Source organism: Roseomonas genomospecies 6 (genome assembly GCF_008365375.1).
Lineage (GTDB): Bacteria > Pseudomonadota > Alphaproteobacteria > Azospirillales > Azospirillaceae > Azospirillum.
The window spans coordinates 43,822-60,125 of sequence record NZ_QOKW01000033.1 but is presented as its reverse complement, the minus strand read 5'-3'; the positions used below and the strand labels follow the sequence as shown (position 1 = coordinate 60,125).

The following is a 16,304-nucleotide window of genomic DNA, read 5'->3' as shown; positions in this document are numbered from 1 at the left end:
GTCACGAACCTCTCGGAAAATTTCCATGAGAGAGAGCATCGCGCGTCTCCTGAAGAAAAAGGCCAAAGCGACCGCTTCCTTCAGGTCAACAGACGCAACCTGCTTTACTCAGATGCGATAGCCCTGCGCGAAGTGGGGGGAGGTTGGGAGGGGGGCCCAACGCGACCACCTCCCCCTACTCCAACGCGATCTCCCCCTTGATCTCATGCTCCAGCCCCACGCTCTCGATGGTCAGCACCATGCGGGCCTGGAGCGTCTCGTTGCCCGTCAGCTTTCCGGCCTCGATCGCTTCGCTCACGGCGCGCTCGATCTCGCGCTGCGAGGTGACGCCGACGACCTTCAGGTACTTCCGGATGCCCATGTTGAAGGTGTCGTGGTTCATGATGCTCCTCCCTCTCTGATCGCTCCCGAGGACAACCGTTGCGGCAACGCTTTGTCCCGTCAGTCGTCGTCATAGAGTCCGCGGGCGGCGTCGCGGTGGCAGGCTTCGCAGTTGGCCTTGGACGTCACATCCTTGCGCAGCCAGACCTCCGGGCGGAAGCGGTGCTCGCGCAGCCACCAGCGCTGCTCGGTGATGCGCAGCAGCGAGGGGTCGCCGCGCCGGGCGGCGTTGCCGGTCAGATAGGCGCGGATCTCCGCCGCCGGGCCGGGCGGCAGGCTGGCCTTCTCGCCGAAATGGTCGTCCAGCCCGTCCATGATCCGGGTCCAGCTTCCCGCCGGCAGCAGGCCGGGCTGGAAAGCCATGTGGCATTCCCCGCATTCCTTGCGGGTGGCGTCGTTGGTCACGGGCGGGACACGCTCGAACTCGTTGGCCCGGGCGGGGGCGGACACGGCGGCACCGGACAGCAGCAGCAGGACCGTCGCGGCGGCGAGGTGGCGAGGCATGGCGGGTCTCTTCATTGTCCGGCCTCATTGTCCGGCGAGGTAGGTGATGAAGTCGCCCTTTTCCTGCGCCGTGCAGGCGCGGCCCAGGACGGCGGGGCAATCGCGGTCGAAGCGTTTCTCCACCTCCGCAGGGTCGGTGAAGCGCTTGGGATTGGCGGAGACGGCCATCGGCTCGATCCCGCGCCCGGTCCGCTGGTGGCGGCCCTGGGCGGTCGGGTCGGGGGTGTGGCAGGCGGCGCAGGCGTTGGTCTCCGGCTTGCCGCCGCCGTGCGGGCCGAGATAGAGCGCGCGTCCGCGCTCGGCGGAAAAGCCGGCGAAGGCGGGCGACTGCGCCTTCGCCTGGGCGGCGTAGCCGTCGAGAAGGGCGGTGCGCGCCGGGTTCGGCCCGGCGGCGATGGCGGCTCCTGCGGCGAAAATGGCCAGCGTGGGCAGGATGAAGCGGATCATGGGGCGATGACCTCGTGGCGGGTGTTGGGACGGGCGCGCCAACCGGCGGCTTTCTTCAGGCCGAGCAGCGCTGCGACCAGGGCGACATGGGCCAGCACGACGGGCAGCGAGAATTCGCCGAGCGCCTCGTGCAGCTTTTCCATCGGGACGACGAAGTCGGCGACCGCTCCGCTGACCGCGGCGGCGCCCACCACGGCGAGCAGCGCCAGCGCCATCCAGGCGAGCAACGGGCTGCGCTGCCCCCAGGCCCGCGCCTCGCCCAAGGCGGCGCGCCGCAGCCAGTCCAGTGCGGCGGCCAGGGACGGGCGGGGAAGGCGCAGCGGCCCCACCGGCATCAACACCCCGGCCAGGAGCCGCACCGCCAGCGCGGCCAGCGCCGTGTAGCCGGCGAACTGGTGCATGGCATAGGTGTCCTCGTCCCCCGTCAGATAGGCGACGATGAAGGCGCCCGACAGGGCGGCGTGGACGGCGAACAGGAACAGCAGCCGCCCCGGCGTGCGGCGTGCCACGGGTGGGCGGGCGTCAGTCGGCGTCATGATCGCCCCCCGTGACGGCGGCGGTCAGCGTCCAGGCGGTGCGGGTCATGCCGCCCCCGTCGAAGAAAGCCTGGAAGGCGAAGGCCGCCACGGCGATGACGAGCGTCGCGGCGGCGGTGTGGGTCAGCATCCTGCGGATCATCGGTAAATCTCCGTGGCGTCGCGTTCGTTGCCGTGGAGACTGCGCCGTCCCGGCTGAACGGAGCCTGAGCGGTTCGTTCAGGTGCCGTTCAGGCGTCGATGTGCTAACTGGGTCTATCCGCCCGTCCGCCGGTTCCGACCATGAACGCCGTCCCTGCCGTACTGCTGTCCCTGGTTCTCCTCTCCGTCGCCCTGCCGGCGGCGGCGGACGACGACCGCGACCACGAGCGGGCGCGGGAGGCGTTGCGCTCGGGCCGGGCGCTGCCGCTGGAGGCCATCGTGGCCCGCGCGCAGGCCGATTTCCCCGGTGACATCCTGGACGTGGAATTCGAGGACGACGACGGCCAGATCGTCTACGAGATCAAGACCATCACCGCCGAAGGCCGGGTCCTGAAGCTGAAGTACGACGCCGCGACCGGCGACCTGCTGCGGGTGCGCGGGCGCAACGGAAAAGGCGAGAGCGGCCAATATGGGAAGAGGTGAGCGCCATGCGCCTGCTCGTCGTCGAGGATGATCCGGCGCTCGCCCGCCAGCTCGCCGAACGGCTGGAGGGCGAGGGCTACGCCGTGGACCGCGCCGCCGACGGCGAGGAGGGGCAATTCCTGGGCGAAACCGAACCCTACGACGCCATCGTCCTGGACCTGGGGCTGCCGCGGGTGGACGGGCTGACGGTGCTGCGCTCCTGGCGCGCCCAGGGGATCGCGGCGCCGGTCATCATCCTGACCGCCCGCGGCGCCTGGACGGAGAAGGTGCAGGGCATCGACGCCGGGGCCGACGACTATCTGGCGAAGCCCTTCAGCATGGAGGAGCTTCTCGCCCGCATCCGCGCGCTGATCCGCCGCTCCAAGGGCCACGCCTCGGCGGAGATCGTCTGCGGCGGGGTGGTGCTGGACACACGCTCGGGCCGGGTCACGCTGGACGGGCGGCCGGTGGACCTGACCGGGCACGAGTTCCGCGTGCTGGATTACCTGATGCACCGCAAGGGGCAGCTCGTTTCCCGCACGGAGCTGACGGAGCACATCTACGCCCAGGATTTCGACCGCGATTCCAACACCATCGAGGTCTTCGTGGGCCGCCTGCGGCGCAAGCTGGGCGCCGATCTGATCAAGACCGTGCGCGGGCTCGGCTACAAGCTGGAGGCGCCGTGACCGGCCCGGTCCAGGGCGGCGGACGGTTGACCGGATCGCTGCGCTTCCGCCTGCTGGCCGGGGCGGCGGTGTGGATCGCCCTGGCCCTGGCGCTGGCCGGTCTGGTGCTGTCCGGCCTGTTCCGCGACCATGTGGCCCGCCGGTTCGAGGCCGAGCTGACCAACCACCTCGACCAGCTCGCCGCGCTGATCGAACTGGGACCGGACGGTGCGCCGGTGCTGCGCCAGCCGCTCAGCGATCCGCGCTTCCGCCGGCCCCTGTCGGGGCTGTACTGGCAGGTCGGGCCGGGGGACGCGCCCATCCTGCGCTCCCGCTCCCTGTGGGACGAGGCGCTGCCCCTGCCGCCGGACGAGGTCGCGGACGGCGACATCCACCGCCACAGCCTCTCCGGCCCCGCCGGGCGCCAACTGTCGGTGCTGGAGCGCGCTGTGACCTTTCCCAACGGGACGGCACCCCTGCGCATGGCGGTGGCGCAGGACGAGGGGGAGTTGCGGGCGGTGGTGGCGGACTTCAACCGGGTGCTCTGGCTGTCGCTGGGGGCGCTGGCGCTGGCGCTGATCGCCGCGGCGGTGGTCCAGGTGTCGGTGGGCTTGCGTCCGCTGGTACGGCTGCGCGCGGAGTTGGCCGCGGTGCGGGCCGGGCGGAAGAAGCGCTTCGGCGGCGACGCCCCGCGGGAGGTGCAGCCGCTGCTGGACGACCTGAACGCCCTGCTGGACCATTCGGAGGAGGTGGTGGGCCGGGCGCGGCTCCAGGCCGGGAACCTCGCCCACGCGCTGAAGACGAACCTCGCCGTGCTGGCGAACGAGGCGGAGGGGGAGGGTGTCGTCCGGCAGGTGGCGGTGATGCGCCGACACATCGACCATCATATGGCCCGCGCCCGCGCCGCCGCGGCGCGCGGCCTGCCCGGCGTCGCTACCCCGGTGGCCGACAGCGCCGGGGCGCTGGCGCGGGTCCTGGAGAAGCTCCAAGGCGGAGGACGGGTGACGGTCACCGTCCGCGTCCCGCGCGAGCACGTTTTCGCCGGGGAGCGCGAGGATCTGGACGAGATGCTGGGCAACCTGCTGGACAACGCCTGCAAATGGGCGGCCTCGCGCGTTGAGGTCTCGTCGCGGCTGGAGGCGGGGGGGATGCTGGCGGTGGCGGTCGAGGACGACGGGCCGGGCCTGCCCGCCGACCGGCGGGAGGCGGTGCTGGCCCCCGGCGTGCGGCTGGACGAAAGCACGCCGGGCAGCGGCCTCGGCCTCGCCGTGGTGCGCGACGTGGCGCGGCTCTACGGCGGCGACCTGCGGCTGGGCGATTCGCCGCTCGGCGGCTTGCGGGTGGAACTGGTGCTTCCGGCGGCAACGCCGTCCTGACCGGCGCAGTATTTCCGTCACATCTCCACGCTGGCGGCGAACCGTCCCTTGTGGTCTGAATGGCGTCCCTTTGCCGACCCTTGGAGACGACGCATGACGCGGGCGGACAGCGCCGACACCGCCGGTACGACCTCCACCGGCCATGGGGTGGGCCTGTGGGAGGCCGTCCGGGTGTGGGCGCGGATCGCACTGCTGAGCTTCGGCGGGCCGGCGGGCCAGATCGCCATGATGCACCGCATCCTGGTGGACGAGAAACGCTGGATCGGAGAGGAGCGGTTCCTCCACGCGCTGAACTACTGCATGCTTCTTCCGGGGCCGGAGGCGCAGCAATTGGCCGTCTACATCGGCTGGCTGATGCACCGGACGGTGGGCGGGCTGATCGCCGGGGTGCTGTTCGTCCTGCCCGGCGCTCTGTCCATCATGGCGCTCAGCATCCTCTACGCGACGCTGGGGAACACCGGTCCCGTGGAGGGGCTGTTCTTCGGGCTGAAGGCGGCGGTGCTGGCCGTCGTTCTGGATGCGGTGGTCCGGGTCGGGCGGCGCACGCTGAAGAACGGGGCGATGGTCACCCTGTCGGCGGCGGCCTTCCTGGCGATCTTCGCCTTCAATGTGCCCTTTCCGCTCATCATCCTGACCGCGGCGCTGATCGGGCTGGCCGGGGCGCGGCTGGGATTCTCCGCCTTCCGCCCGGCGCCCCACACGGCGGACCCGTCCATCCACAAGGAAAGCCTGCTGGGCGAGGGGATGCCGGACCACGCGCGGCCCTCGCCCGCTTGGTCGCTGCGGGTCGGGGCGGTCTGCCTCGCCCTGTGGCTGGGGCCGGTGCTGGCGCTGCTGCTGGCCCTGGGGCCGGACAACACGTTCACCGCAATCGCCGTCTTCTTCTCCAAGATGGCGGTGGTGACCTTCGGCGGCGCCTACGCCGTGCTGGCCTATGTGGCGCAGCAGGCGGTGGAGACCTACGGCTGGATGCAGCCCGGCGAGATGCTGGACGGGCTGGGCATGGCGGAGACGACGCCGGGGCCGCTCATCATGGTGGTGCAGTTCGTCGGCTTCCTGGGCGCGCTCCGCGATCCGGGGGCGCTGCCGCCGCTGCTGGCCGGGGTGCTGGGCGGCCTGCTGACCACCTGGGTCACCTTCGTGCCCTGCTTCCTGTGGATCTTCCTGGGCGCGCCCTATGTGGAGGCGCTGCGCGGCAACCGGATGCTCGGCGCCGCGCTGTCGGCGATCACCGCGGCGGTGGTCGGGGTGATCCTGAATCTGGCGGTGTGGTTCGCCCTGCACACGCTGTTCGCGCGGCTGGACAGGCTGTCCTTCGCGGGAATGACGTTGGACGTCCCCGTTCTGTCGAGCGTCAACCTGCCCGCCCTGCTGCTGACCGCGGCGGCGGTGGCGGCGGTGTTCCGTTTCAAGGTGGGGATGCTGCCGACCCTGGCAGCCTGCGCGCTGGCCGGCGTGGCGTTGCGCATGGTGGGGGTGGCGTAAGGACGGCCAAGGGAACGGTGTGTCGCCACGGGCCGCGCCATGGGCGGCACGGCCCGGGCCGGGCTCAATGCATCTCCTGCACCTGGGCGATGCGTTCGGTGATGCGGTCGAGGCGGCGGGACAACTGGTCCTCGTCCTCCGGCGCGATCTGGCCCTTGCGTTGGGCAAGCCGCAGGGCCGCTTGCGCCTCCTCCAGGCAATCGAGCGTGTGACGCACGTAATCGTGTTGGGCCATGCCCCCGTCCTCCTGTGCCGTGTTCTGCAACCAAAGCGAAACAGGCCGGTACGGGCAGGGTTCCTTCTTTTGGCGAATCAGAAGTCCAGATCGGCGTAATGGCGGGGCGGCGGACAGCCGGGGACGCTGTCGGTCAGCAGGCTGCGGAAGCTGGGGCGCGACTTGATGCGGGCGTACCAGTCCTTGGCCTCCGGCACCTTGTCCCAGGGCACGTTGTCCACGTAATCGACGCAGGACAGCGCCGCCGCCGCCGCGATGTCGGCCACCGTGAAAGTGGGGCCAGCCAGCCAGGGGCGGCGTTCCGACAGGAAGGCGATGTATTCCATGTGGTACTGGATGTTCGCCAGCCCGGCGCGGATCGCCGGGGCGAAGGGATGGCCCTGGCCGGACAGCCGCTTGATCAGCTTCTCCCCGACCAGATTTTCCGTCACCTCGCGGTCGAATTTCCGGGTGAACCAATCGACCACCCGCCGCACCTCGGCCCGGGCCGCCACCTCGCGCGGCATCAGGGCCACGTCGGGATAGGCCTCCTCCAGATATTCGAGCAGAGGCAACCCGCCCGCCACGACGGTTTCGTCCTCCTCCACCAGCACCGGCACTTCGCCGGCGGGGTTCAGCATCAGGAAATCCTCGCGCCGTTCCCACGGCTTCTCGATGACCGCTTCGAAGGGAAGACCCTTCTCGGCCAGCATCACCCGCGCGACGCGGGACAAGGGGTGGAGGGGGTGGTGATGGAGTGTCCGCATGCCGGGCCGGACTGTAGCGTAAGGGAGCCGTGGAAAACAGTCTGCGCTTTGGCCTGCAGGGTCGCTCCTTCGGCTGATGGATTAACCATGCCGAGGGGGTGTCAAAAGGCGGACTTGCGGTAGACCACCAGGGGTGACGCAGCACCCTCCGCACCGGCGTCGGGAACCGGGGTCCAGCCGTTGTGCTCGTAGAAGGCACGGGCGGCGGCGTTGCGCGATGCGCAGGCGAGTTCGGCGGAGCCGTGCAGCAGGGCCAGCGCCTCGCGCAGAAGCGCGCTGCCGATTCCCCGACCGCGCCAGTTCGGGTCGATGAACAGGTTGTGGATGAAGCGGTCCGCCACATCGACGGACAGGAAGCCGACCACCGTCCCGGCACCGGCTTCCGCGACCAGCACGTCCTCTCCGTCCACGCAGTCGTAATAATCGTCCAGGCCGAAGCGGTCCTCGGGCTGCCAGGGAAAGGCGTTGCGGCGCCCGTACAGGAAGATGTCGGCGCAGCGCGGGCCGTCGGCCGCCGTGGCGAAACGAATGCTGATGCGCAGGCCGTCCTCTGCCGGCATGACGCCCTCCCGTGTGGTTGCGGATGCCCCCAGGCGGTCCTAACAACCCGTTCCGCGTCAGATTATTCCGATAACCGGCACCCTGGAAGGACACCCATGCAACAGTCGGCGTGAAAAGTCGGCGTGAAAACGGCGGCCCGGTTGGACCGGACCGCCGTTCGCATACGCACACTCCGTTCGGGCCTTCGCCCCCGGCCTTACTCCGCCGAAATCGCCTTCGGCAGAGTCACGAGCACCTCCAGGCGGTTCAGCATTTCCTTGGGAACCACCTGCCAGAACTTGGTCACCTCACGCGACCAATCGTTGAGGATCTCGGCGGCGAAGCGGCTCTGCGTCTCCGCCACATGCTCCTCGATCAGGTGCTTGAGCTGGCTTTCGTAATGGCCGACCTCGATGCGCTGGAAGATCACGCTCTCGTCGTTGATGTAGAGCGGCAGACTGTCGTCCAGGTCGTAGACATAGGCCATGCCGCCCGTCATGCCGGCGGCGAAGTTGTCGCCGACGCGGCCCAGGATGACCGCCGTGCCGCCCGTCATGTACTCGCAGCCGTTGGAGCCGCAACCTTCGACCACCACGGTGGCGCCGGAGTTGCGGACGGCGAACCGCTCGCCGGCCTGGCCCGCGGCGAACAGCTTGCCCGCCGTCGCACCGTAGAGGACCGTGTTGCCGATGATCGTGTTCCTGTTGGTCTCCAGCGGGCTGGAGGTCGTCGGACGGACGACGATGGTGCCGCCCGACAGGCCCTTGCCGACATAGTCGTTGGCGTCGCCCATCACCTCCAGCTTGATGCCCTGCACCGCGAAAGCGCCCAGCGACTGGCCGGCGGTGCCGCGCAGGCGGATGGTGATGTGGCCGGGCTGCAGCCCGAACATGCCGAACTTGCGAGTCACCATCGAGGACAGCCGCGTGCCGATGGCGCGCTGCGTGTTGCGGGCGTTGTAGGCGAGCTGCATCTTCTCGCCCTCCTCGAACAGCGGGCGGGCGTCGGCGACGATGCGGGCGTCCAGCGTGTCCGGAACCTCGTTGCGGCCCTGGAGCGTGCAGTAGCGCGCGTTCTCGCCGGGATCGACCTGGGCCAGCAGCGGGTTCAGGTCGAGATCGTCGAGATGCTCGGCGCCGCGGCTGACCTGATGCAGCAGGTCGGTGCGGCCGATCACCTCGCTCAGCGAGCGGAAGCCCAGCCCGGCCAGGATTTCGCGCACTTCTTCGGCCAGGAAGGTGAAGAGGTTGACGACCTTCTCCGGCGTACCGACGAACTTCTGGCGCAGCTTGTCGTCCTGCACGCAGACGCCGACCGGGCAGGTGTTGCTGTGGCACTGGCGGACCATGATGCAGCCCATGGCGATCAGGCTGGCCGTGCCGATGCCGAACTCCTCCGCGCCCAGCATGGCGGCGATCACGATGTCGCGGCCCGTCTTCAGGCCGCCGTCGGTGCGCAGCCGCACGCGGTGGCGCAGGCGGTTCAGCGTCAGGACCTGATGCACCTCCGACAGGCCCATTTCCCAGGGCAGGCCGGCGAACTTGATCGAGGTCTGCGGGGAAGCGCCCGTGCCGCCGCTGTTGCCGGAGATCAGGATGATGTCGGCGTTGGCCTTCGCCACGCCCGCGGCAATCGTTCCGATACCGGAACGGCTGACCAGCTTCACCGTCACCTTCGCATCCGGATTGATCTGCTTCAGGTCATAGATGAGCTGGGCCAGATCCTCGATCGAGTAGATGTCGTGGTGCGGCGGCGGGCTGATGAGCATCACGCCCGGCGTCGAATGACGCAGCCGCGCGATCATCTCCGTCACCTTGAAGCCGGGGAGCTGGCCGCCCTCGCCGGGCTTGGCGCCCTGGGCCACCTTGATCTCCAGCTCGCGGCACTGGTTCAGGTACTCGGCGGTGACGCCGAAGCGGCCCGAGGCCACCTGCTTGATGGCGCTGTTCCAGTTGTCGCCGTTCTTGTCCGGGCGGAAGCGCGCCGGGTCCTCGCCGCCCTCGCCCGAGTCGGACTTGGCGCCGATGCGGTTCATGGCGACGTTCAGCGTGCCGTGCGCCTCCGGCGACAGAGCGCCCATGGACATGCCGGGGGTGATGAAGCGCTTGCGGATCGCGGTGATGCTCTCCACCTCGTCCACCGGCACCGGGGCCTTGGTGGAGCGCAGCTCCAGCAGGTCGCGGAGCTGCATCGGCGGGCGCTTGTTCACCTGCTCACTGTACTTCTTGAAGGTGGTGTAGCTGTCGTTGGTCACCGCCTGCTGCAGCGTGTGGATCACGCCGCCTTCCCAGCCGTGGCGGTCGCCCGACTTGCGGAAGCGGTAGAAGCCGCCGACCGGCAGGGAGACGACCTCCGCGTCGTAGGCGGTGGCGTGCTGCTCCAGCACCTTCTTCTGGATGCCGTTCAGGCCGATGCCGGAGATGCGGCTGACCATCGCCGGGAAATGCTCGGCGACGAGCGCGCGGGACAGGCCGATGGCCTCGAAGTTGCCGCCGCCGCGGTAGCTGCTGATGACCGAGATGCCCATCTTGGACATGATCTTCAGCAGGCCGTCGTCGATGGCCTTCTTGTAGTTGGCCATGCCCTTTTCCAGCGGCATGGAGCCGAACAGGCCGCGGCGGTGGCGCTCGGCGATGGCCTCCTGCGCCAGATAGGCGTTGATCGTGGTGGCGCCGACGCCGATCAGCACGGCGAAGTAATGGACGTCCAGGCCCTCCGCCGTGCGCACGTTCAGCGAGGTGAAGGTGCGCAGGTTGGAGCGGATCAGGTGCGTGTGCACGGCACCCGTGGCGAGGATCGCCGGGATGGCGGCGCGCGCCGGGCCCATCGCCTCGTCGGTCAGGATGACGTGGTTGGCGCCGCCGCGCACCGCGTCCTCCGCCTCCTGACGGATGCGGCGCAGCGCGTCGCGGAGCGCGTCGGGGCCGCCATCCACCGGGAAGGTGGCGTCGATCTCCGCCGCCGTGTCGCCCATGTAGTCGCGCATGGCGCGGAACTCGGCGGTCGTCAGGACCGGCGATTCGAGCTGGAGCAGGCGCGTCTGGCTCTCGTCCTCTTCCAGGATGTTGCCGAGGTTGCCCAGCCGCGTCTTCAGGCTCATCACCCGGCGCTCACGGAGCGAGTCGATGGGCGGGTTGGTGACCTGCGAGAAGTTCTGGCGGAAGAAGTGGTGCAGGCCGCGGTACTTGTCGGACAGCACGGCGATGGGGCTGTCGTCGCCCATCGAGCCGATGGCCTCCTTCCCGTCCTCCACCATCGGGTGAAGGATCAGCTCCATGTCCTCCATGGTCAGGCCGAAGGCCTGCTGGCGGCGGCGCAGCTCGGCCTTGTCCATGTCCGACGGCTCGCCCTTCAGCGAGGCGGTCTTCACCAGCTCGTCCAGGTGGGTGGTGTTCTGCACCCACTTGCCCCACGGCTTCTGGGAGGCCAGATGGTCCTTCAGCTCGTGGTCGCGGTAGAGCTTGCCGGCCTGGAGGTCGACGGCGATCATCTCGCCCGGGCCGAGGCGGCCCTTCTCGACCACCTGGGTCTCGTCGATCTTCACCATGCCCGTCTCGGACCCGCCGATGATCAGGCCGTCCGAGGTGATGGTGTAGCGCATCGGGCGCAGGCCGTTGCGGTCCATGCCGCCGACGACCCAGCGTCCGTCGGTCATGGCCAGCGCCGCCGGGCCGTCCCACGGCTCCATGACGGAGTTGCAGTACTGGATCAGCGCCTTGTGGTTCTCCGGCGTGGTCTGCGAGCTGGTCAGCGCCTGCGGCACCAGCATCATCTTGACCATCGGGGCGGTGCGGCCGGCGCGGACCATGACCTCGAACACGGTGTCGAGCGAGCCGGAATCCGACAGGCCGACGCCGATCACCGGCTTCAGATCCGCCATATGGCTGCCGAAGGCCGGATGCTCCATCCGGGTCTCGTGCGCCTTCATCCAGTTGACGTTGCCCTTCACCGTGTTGATCTCGCCGTTGTGGGCGAGCATCCGGAACGGCTGGGCCAGCGGCCAGGTCGGGAAGGTGTTGGTCGAATAGCGCTGGTGATAGATGGCGAAGTCGGACTCGAACCGCTCGTCCAGCAGGTCCGGATAGAAGGTGGTGAGCTGCTCCGCCAGGAACATGCCCTTGTAGATGATCGAGCGGGCGGACAGCGAGCAGATGTAGAAGTCGTTGATCTGCTCGCCCTTGACCGCCTTCTCGATGCGGCGGCGGATGATGTAGAGGTCCAGCTCGAACTGTTCGTCGGACACGCCCTTGCTGTTGCCGACGATGATCTGCTCGATCTCCGGACGGGTCGCGTTGGCCTTCTCGCCGATGATGTCGACGTTGATCGGAACCTGACGCCAGCCGTAGATGTAGTAGCCGAAGGCCAGGATCTCGGTCTCGACGATGCAGCGGCAGGCTTCCTGCGCGTCCAGGCTGATGCGCGGCAGGAAGACCTGCCCGACGGCCAGCTTGTTGTCCGGCGCGCGGTGGCCGATGACCTTCACATGGTCCTTGAAGAACTTCTGCGGCACGGCGACGTGGATGCCCGCACCGTCGCCCGTCTTGCCGTCGGCGTCCACTGCGCCGCGGTGCCAGACGGCCTTCAGCGCCTCGATGCCTTTCTCGACCACCGAGCGGCGGGGCTTGCCGTCGATCGCGGCGATGAAGCCGACGCCGCAGGCGTCGTGCTCATCCTCCGGGTTGTAGGCGTTGGCAGTGGTCAGCGCCGCGGCGTTGGCGCGGTATTCGGCGACGAACTGCTCACCCTGGTTCAACTCGGTGGTCATCGGTGGACCCTTTCAATCAGTCTGTTTTGAAGGGGGGATTTCGCCCCTTCACCCCCGCCAGGGGCCGAAATGGACCCCTGGACCCCGCAAAATTATGGATCGCTTCGGCGTGTTCCGCCCGCTGTCCGGCGGCGGCTTATTCCGCCGCCACGGCGACCGGCGCCTCGGCCTTCGCCTTGGCGTAGGCGTGGATGCCCTCCGCCGCGTCGCGGCCATCGCGGATGGCCCACACCACCAGCGAGGCGCCGCGCACGATGTCGCCGGCGGCAAACACGCCGTCCATGTTGGTCATCTTGGTGCGGTGATCGACCAGCAGCGTGCCCCAGCGGGTCACCTTCAGCTCCGGCTCGCCGAAGGCGTTCGGCAGGTCCTCGGGCTCGAAGCCGAGCGCCTTGATGACCAGATCGGCCTGGACCGTGAATTCCGAACCCTCGATCACCTGCGGGGTCTGGCGGCCCGTGGCGTCGGCCACGCCCAGATGGATGCGCACGGCGCGCACGCCGGTCACGACGGTGTCACCGGTGAAGCCTTCCGGGGCGGCCTGCCAGATGAACTCCACGCCCTCTTCCTCGGCGTGGGCGACCTCGCGCTGCGAGCCCGGCATGTTCTTGCGGTCACGGCGGTACAGACACTTCACGGAGACGGCGCCCTGGCGGATCGCCGTGCGCACGCAGTCCATGGCGGTGTCGCCGCCGCCCAGAACCACCACATGCTTGCCCGCGGCGTTCAGGGAACCGTTCTCGTACGCCTCGACCGTGTCGCCCAGGCTGACCTTGTTGGAGGTGGTCAGGTAGTCCAGAGCCGCCACGATGTTGCCCAGGCCCGAGCCTGGCGCCTTGATGTCGCGCGCCTTGTAGACGCCCGTGGCGACCAGCACGGCGACGTGCTTGCGGCGCAGCTCCGGCAGGGAGGCGTCGCGGCCCACCTCGAAGTTCGGGTGGTAGATCACCCCGGCGTCGGCCAGCAGCTTGACGCGGCGCTCGACCACCGACTTCTCCAGCTTGAAGCCGGGGATGCCGTAGACCAGCAGGCCGCCCATGCGGTCGTAGCGGTCGTAGACATGCACCTCGTAACCCTTGGCGCGCAGCTCCTCGGCGGCGGCGAGGCCGGCGGGGCCGGCGCCGATGATGCCGACCGACAGGCCAAGCTCACGCGACGGCGTGCGCGGCTTCACCCAGCCCTGATCCCAGGCGGTGTCGTTGATGTACTTCTCGACCGATCCGATGGTGACGGCGCCGTGGGTGGACTGCTCGATGACGCAGTTGCCTTCGCACAGGCGGTCCTGCGGGCAGATGCGGCCGCAGATTTCCGGGAAGTTATTGGTGGCCTGGGAAACCTCGTACGCCTCCTCCAGCCGGCCTTCGGAGGTCAGCTTCAGCCAGTCGGGGATGTTGTTGGAGACCGGGCAGTGAACCTGGCAGAAGGGAACGCCGCACTGCGAGCAGCGGTTGGCCTGCTCGTTGGCGCGCTCGTCGCTGAAGCGGGCGTAGATCTCGGCGAAATCCTGGCGGCGCTCCGTGGCCGGGCGTTTGTCGGGCATCCGCTGCGCGGTGTGCACGAAGCCCAACATCCTCTGGTTCGCCATAACGCCTGCTCCTTCTTCCCGTGTCCCGTGCATGGGGACGGCGCCGGCGGCCGGGCGACCCTTCTTATGCCGGTGGGGCATGGCGAAGGGCGTGGCCGCAGTGAAAACGAAAGTCCGCGGTCACGCGGTCTGAACGTCATATACCGCAAGAGAAGGCGGCGCGCGAGCACATTTTCGCCAATAGGGCAGCATGACTGACCAAACCGTGACTCGATGTCGCAGACGCTTCCCCAGCGGGCGGGAATGCACGAAAAACAAGCAGGAGAAATAGGTCCGTTTCGGGACTATACCCCAATTCGGGGTATCGCCCCATGGGCCGTCGCCTTCCCCAAGTTGCGCTGCTATAAGCCGGACATTGCCACACGCATCCTGCCAGAGGCCCCGCGCCGCATGTTGATCGACCAATATCTGGACGCCGCTCTGCTCGGCCTGATCGAAGGGCTGACCGAATTCATACCGGTTTCGTCCACCGGCCATCTCATCATCTTCGACAGGCTGCTGGGCTTCGAAGGGCCGCCGGGCAAGGTGTTCGAGGTGGTGATCCAGCTCGGCGCGATCCTGGCGATCTGCACCATCTATTTCGCCCGGCTGTGGAAGGTGGTCACCGGTCTGAAGGACGATCCGAGCGCGCGCCATTTCGCCATGGCGGTCATCCTGGCCTTCCTGCCGGCCATGGTTCTGGGGGCTGCCCTGCACGGCGTCATCAAGACGCTGCTGTTCAACCCGACGGTGGTCAGCATCGCGCTGATCCTGGGCGGTGTGGCGATCCTGATGGCGGAACGGCTGGTGCCGGTCCCGCGCTATCACCAGATCGAACGCTTTCCGGCGCCGCTCGCGCTCAAGATCGGGCTGTGCCAGTGTCTGGCGCTGGTGCCGGGCGTATCGCGGTCGGGGGCGACGATCCTCGGTTCGCTGCTGATGGGGGTGGACCGGCGGACCGCCGCGGAATTCTCCTTCTTCCTGGCGATCCCCACCATGGCCGGCGCCACGGTCTACGACCTCTACAAGAACTGGAGCCTGATGACCATCGACTCCGGGCTGCTGATCGCGGTCGGCTTCATCACCGCCTTCGTCGCCGCGGCGCTGGTGGTCAAGGTGGTGGTGGATTTCGTCGGGCGCTACGGCTTCGCGCCCTTCGCCTGGTACCGCATCGCCATCGGCTCGGGGATGCTGGCGTTCTTGTATCTGTAAGGGCCTGTATCCGTGAAGGACGCTTCCCCCGCGCGCCTCAGCCCTGCGGGGCGACGGCGCGCGAGGAGGCCGCGGCGATGACCAGGGCCAGCGCGGCGACCAGGGCGAAGGAGAAGCCCACCGTGCTGGCCTCCGCCACGAAGCCCAGAAGGGCCGGGCCGGTCAGGACGCCGGCATAGCCCAGCGTCGCCACCGCCGCGATGGCCGGGCCGGCTTCCTCCTCCGACCTGGCGCCCGCGGCGCTGAACAGCACCGGCACCACGTTCGACAGGCCAAGCCCGGTCAGCCCGAAACCGGCGACCGCCACCACCGGCCCGCCGCCGGTCAGCGCGATGGCCAATCCGGCGAAGGCAAGGACGGCCCCGGCGCGGACCAGCACCGGCCCGCCGAACCGCTGGCGCAGCCGGTCGCCGCAGAAGCGGCCCACCGCCATGGCGCCGGAAAAGACGGCGAAGCCCAGCGCCGCGATGAAGGCGGCACCGCCCAGATCCTCGCGCAGATAGATGGCGCTCCAGTCCAGGATCGCGCCCTCGCTCATGAAGGCCAGGAAGGTCAACGCCCCGAGAAGCAGCGTGCCGCGGTCGGGCAGGGCGAGGCCCGACGGCTCCGCCCGGCGGTCGGCTCCGCCGGGCAGGAAGCGGCGGTGCAGCGCGAAGAACAGGACGAGAAGCGCCAGCGCGATGGCCGAAGCCTGGACCGGCGGCGGCAGGATGTGCAGCAGCAGGCCGCCCGCCCCGGCGCCGAACAGGCCGCCCAGGCTCCACATGCCGTGCAGCGACGACATGATGGGCCGCCCGAGCTGGCGCTCCACCAGCGCGCCGTGGGCGTTCATCGCCACGTCCATGGTGCCGCCCGCCGCCCCGAACAGGAACAGCACCGCGCACAGGGACAGGAGGTCCGGCATCAGGGCCGGCAGCGGCAGGATCGCGGCGAAAAGCAGGGCGGTGACCCGGATCACCGGGGCGCTGCCGACGCGGCCCAGCAGCGCGCCCGTGCCGACCATCGCCGTCAGCGCCCCGGCGGCGAGGCAGAGCAGGGCGACGCCGAGCACGCCGGGGCTGAGGTCCAGATGGTCCTTGATCGCCGGAATCTGGGTGGCCCAGACGCCGAAGACGGAGCCGTTGACGAAAAAGGCCGCCAGGGACGCCCGGCGCGCGCCCGGCGCGCGGTCCGAAAATTCCCGCATGGCGAAATCCTGCGTTGCGGCCTGCATGGGTCCCCGTGCCGTTCCGGTGGTGTCGATGA

16 protein-coding genes are annotated in these 16,304 nt (G+C 69.1%); 5 read left to right on the top strand and 11 right to left on the bottom strand.

Going from position 1 to position 16,304, the window contains the following annotated elements; genetic code table 11:
• Positions 1 to 175: 175 nt before the first annotated feature.
• Genes DS843_RS26995 through DS843_RS31410 form a run of 5 tightly spaced genes read right to left on the bottom strand, consistent with a single transcriptional unit; the run spans position 176 to position 2,010 of the window.
• The gene (locus DS843_RS26995; RefSeq protein ID WP_149471917.1) at positions 176 to 382 is read right to left on the bottom strand and encodes a DUF6494 family protein; all 207 of its coding nucleotides are present in this window, start codon (positions 380 to 382) and stop codon (positions 176 to 178) included.
• 59 nt (positions 383 to 441) lie between these two features.
• On the bottom strand, positions 442 to 885 hold the full coding sequence (locus tag DS843_RS26990) for a diheme cytochrome c (RefSeq protein ID WP_208852335.1): 444 nt from the start codon (positions 883 to 885) through the stop codon (positions 442 to 444).
• A 24-nt stretch (positions 886 to 909) separates the two neighbouring features.
• Positions 910 to 1,332: a DUF1924 domain-containing protein gene (locus DS843_RS26985; RefSeq protein WP_149471915.1), complete on the bottom strand. Its 423-nt coding sequence runs from the start codon at positions 1,330 to 1,332 to the stop codon at positions 910 to 912.
• A complete protein-coding gene (locus tag DS843_RS26980; protein ID WP_149471914.1) occupies positions 1,329 to 1,868 on the bottom strand; it encodes a hypothetical protein in 540 nt (179 codons plus the stop codon). Before DS843_RS26980 ends, DS843_RS26985 begins: the two co-directional genes overlap by 4 nt.
• Complete coding sequence (locus DS843_RS31410; RefSeq protein ID WP_167525483.1) at positions 1,855 to 2,010, bottom strand: hypothetical protein; 156 nt, start codon at positions 2,008 to 2,010, stop codon at positions 1,855 to 1,857. Before DS843_RS31410 ends, DS843_RS26980 begins: the two co-directional genes overlap by 14 nt.
• Positions 2,011 to 2,150: 140 nt before the next feature.
• Between DS843_RS31410 and DS843_RS26975 the strand changes: the two genes are divergently transcribed.
• From DS843_RS26975 to chrA, 4 genes are all read left to right on the top strand, one after another.
• Positions 2,151 to 2,492: a PepSY domain-containing protein gene (locus DS843_RS26975; RefSeq protein ID WP_149471913.1), complete on the top strand. Its 342-nt coding sequence runs from the start codon at positions 2,151 to 2,153 to the stop codon at positions 2,490 to 2,492.
• 5 nt (positions 2,493 to 2,497) lie between these two features.
• The gene (locus tag DS843_RS26970) at positions 2,498 to 3,157 is read left to right on the top strand and encodes a response regulator (RefSeq protein WP_149471912.1); all 660 of its coding nucleotides are present in this window, start codon (positions 2,498 to 2,500) and stop codon (positions 3,155 to 3,157) included.
• Positions 3,154 to 4,512 (top strand): sensor histidine kinase, encoded by a 1,359-nt coding sequence (locus DS843_RS26965; protein ID WP_208852334.1) that lies wholly within the window; start codon positions 3,154 to 3,156, stop codon positions 4,510 to 4,512. Before DS843_RS26970 ends, DS843_RS26965 begins: the two co-directional genes overlap by 4 nt.
• A gap of 93 nt (positions 4,513 to 4,605) precedes the next feature.
• Positions 4,606 to 5,997, top strand: coding sequence for a chromate efflux transporter (gene chrA / locus DS843_RS26960; protein WP_149471911.1), 1,392 nt, complete (start codon positions 4,606 to 4,608; stop codon positions 5,995 to 5,997).
• A 64-nt stretch (positions 5,998 to 6,061) separates the two neighbouring features.
• Here the strand turns inward: chrA and DS843_RS31405 are convergent, their stop codons facing one another.
• The 5 genes from DS843_RS31405 to DS843_RS26940 all read right to left on the bottom strand — a co-directional run bounded on the left by DS843_RS31405 (position 6,062) and on the right by DS843_RS26940 (position 13,868).
• Positions 6,062 to 6,232, bottom strand: coding sequence for a hypothetical protein (locus DS843_RS31405; protein WP_167525482.1), 171 nt, complete (start codon positions 6,230 to 6,232; stop codon positions 6,062 to 6,064).
• A 77-nt stretch (positions 6,233 to 6,309) separates the two neighbouring features.
• Positions 6,310 to 6,978, bottom strand: a complete 669-nt coding sequence (locus DS843_RS26955; protein WP_149471910.1) for a glutathione S-transferase family protein — start codon at positions 6,976 to 6,978, stop codon at positions 6,310 to 6,312.
• Positions 6,979 to 7,079: 101 nt separating this feature from the next.
• On the bottom strand, positions 7,080 to 7,538 hold the full coding sequence (locus DS843_RS26950; protein ID WP_149471909.1) for a GNAT family N-acetyltransferase: 459 nt from the start codon (positions 7,536 to 7,538) through the stop codon (positions 7,080 to 7,082).
• A 197-nt stretch (positions 7,539 to 7,735) separates the two neighbouring features.
• Complete coding sequence (gltB, locus tag DS843_RS26945) at positions 7,736 to 12,283, bottom strand: glutamate synthase large subunit (RefSeq protein ID WP_149471908.1); 4,548 nt, start codon at positions 12,281 to 12,283, stop codon at positions 7,736 to 7,738.
• Positions 12,284 to 12,419: 136 nt separating this feature from the next.
• The gene (locus DS843_RS26940; protein WP_149471907.1) at positions 12,420 to 13,868 is read right to left on the bottom strand and encodes an NAD(P)-dependent oxidoreductase; all 1,449 of its coding nucleotides are present in this window, start codon (positions 13,866 to 13,868) and stop codon (positions 12,420 to 12,422) included.
• A gap of 390 nt (positions 13,869 to 14,258) precedes the next feature.
• On the opposite strand from DS843_RS26940, the gene DS843_RS26930 reads away from it, so the two are divergent.
• Positions 14,259 to 15,059 (top strand): undecaprenyl-diphosphate phosphatase, encoded by an 801-nt coding sequence (locus DS843_RS26930; RefSeq protein WP_149471905.1) that lies wholly within the window; start codon positions 14,259 to 14,261, stop codon positions 15,057 to 15,059.
• A 37-nt stretch (positions 15,060 to 15,096) separates the two neighbouring features.
• On the opposite strand, the gene DS843_RS26925 is transcribed toward DS843_RS26930, so the two are convergent.
• Complete coding sequence (locus DS843_RS26925; RefSeq protein ID WP_286192346.1) at positions 15,097 to 16,245, bottom strand: MFS transporter; 1,149 nt, start codon at positions 16,243 to 16,245, stop codon at positions 15,097 to 15,099.
• Positions 16,246 to 16,304 lie beyond the last annotated feature (59 nt).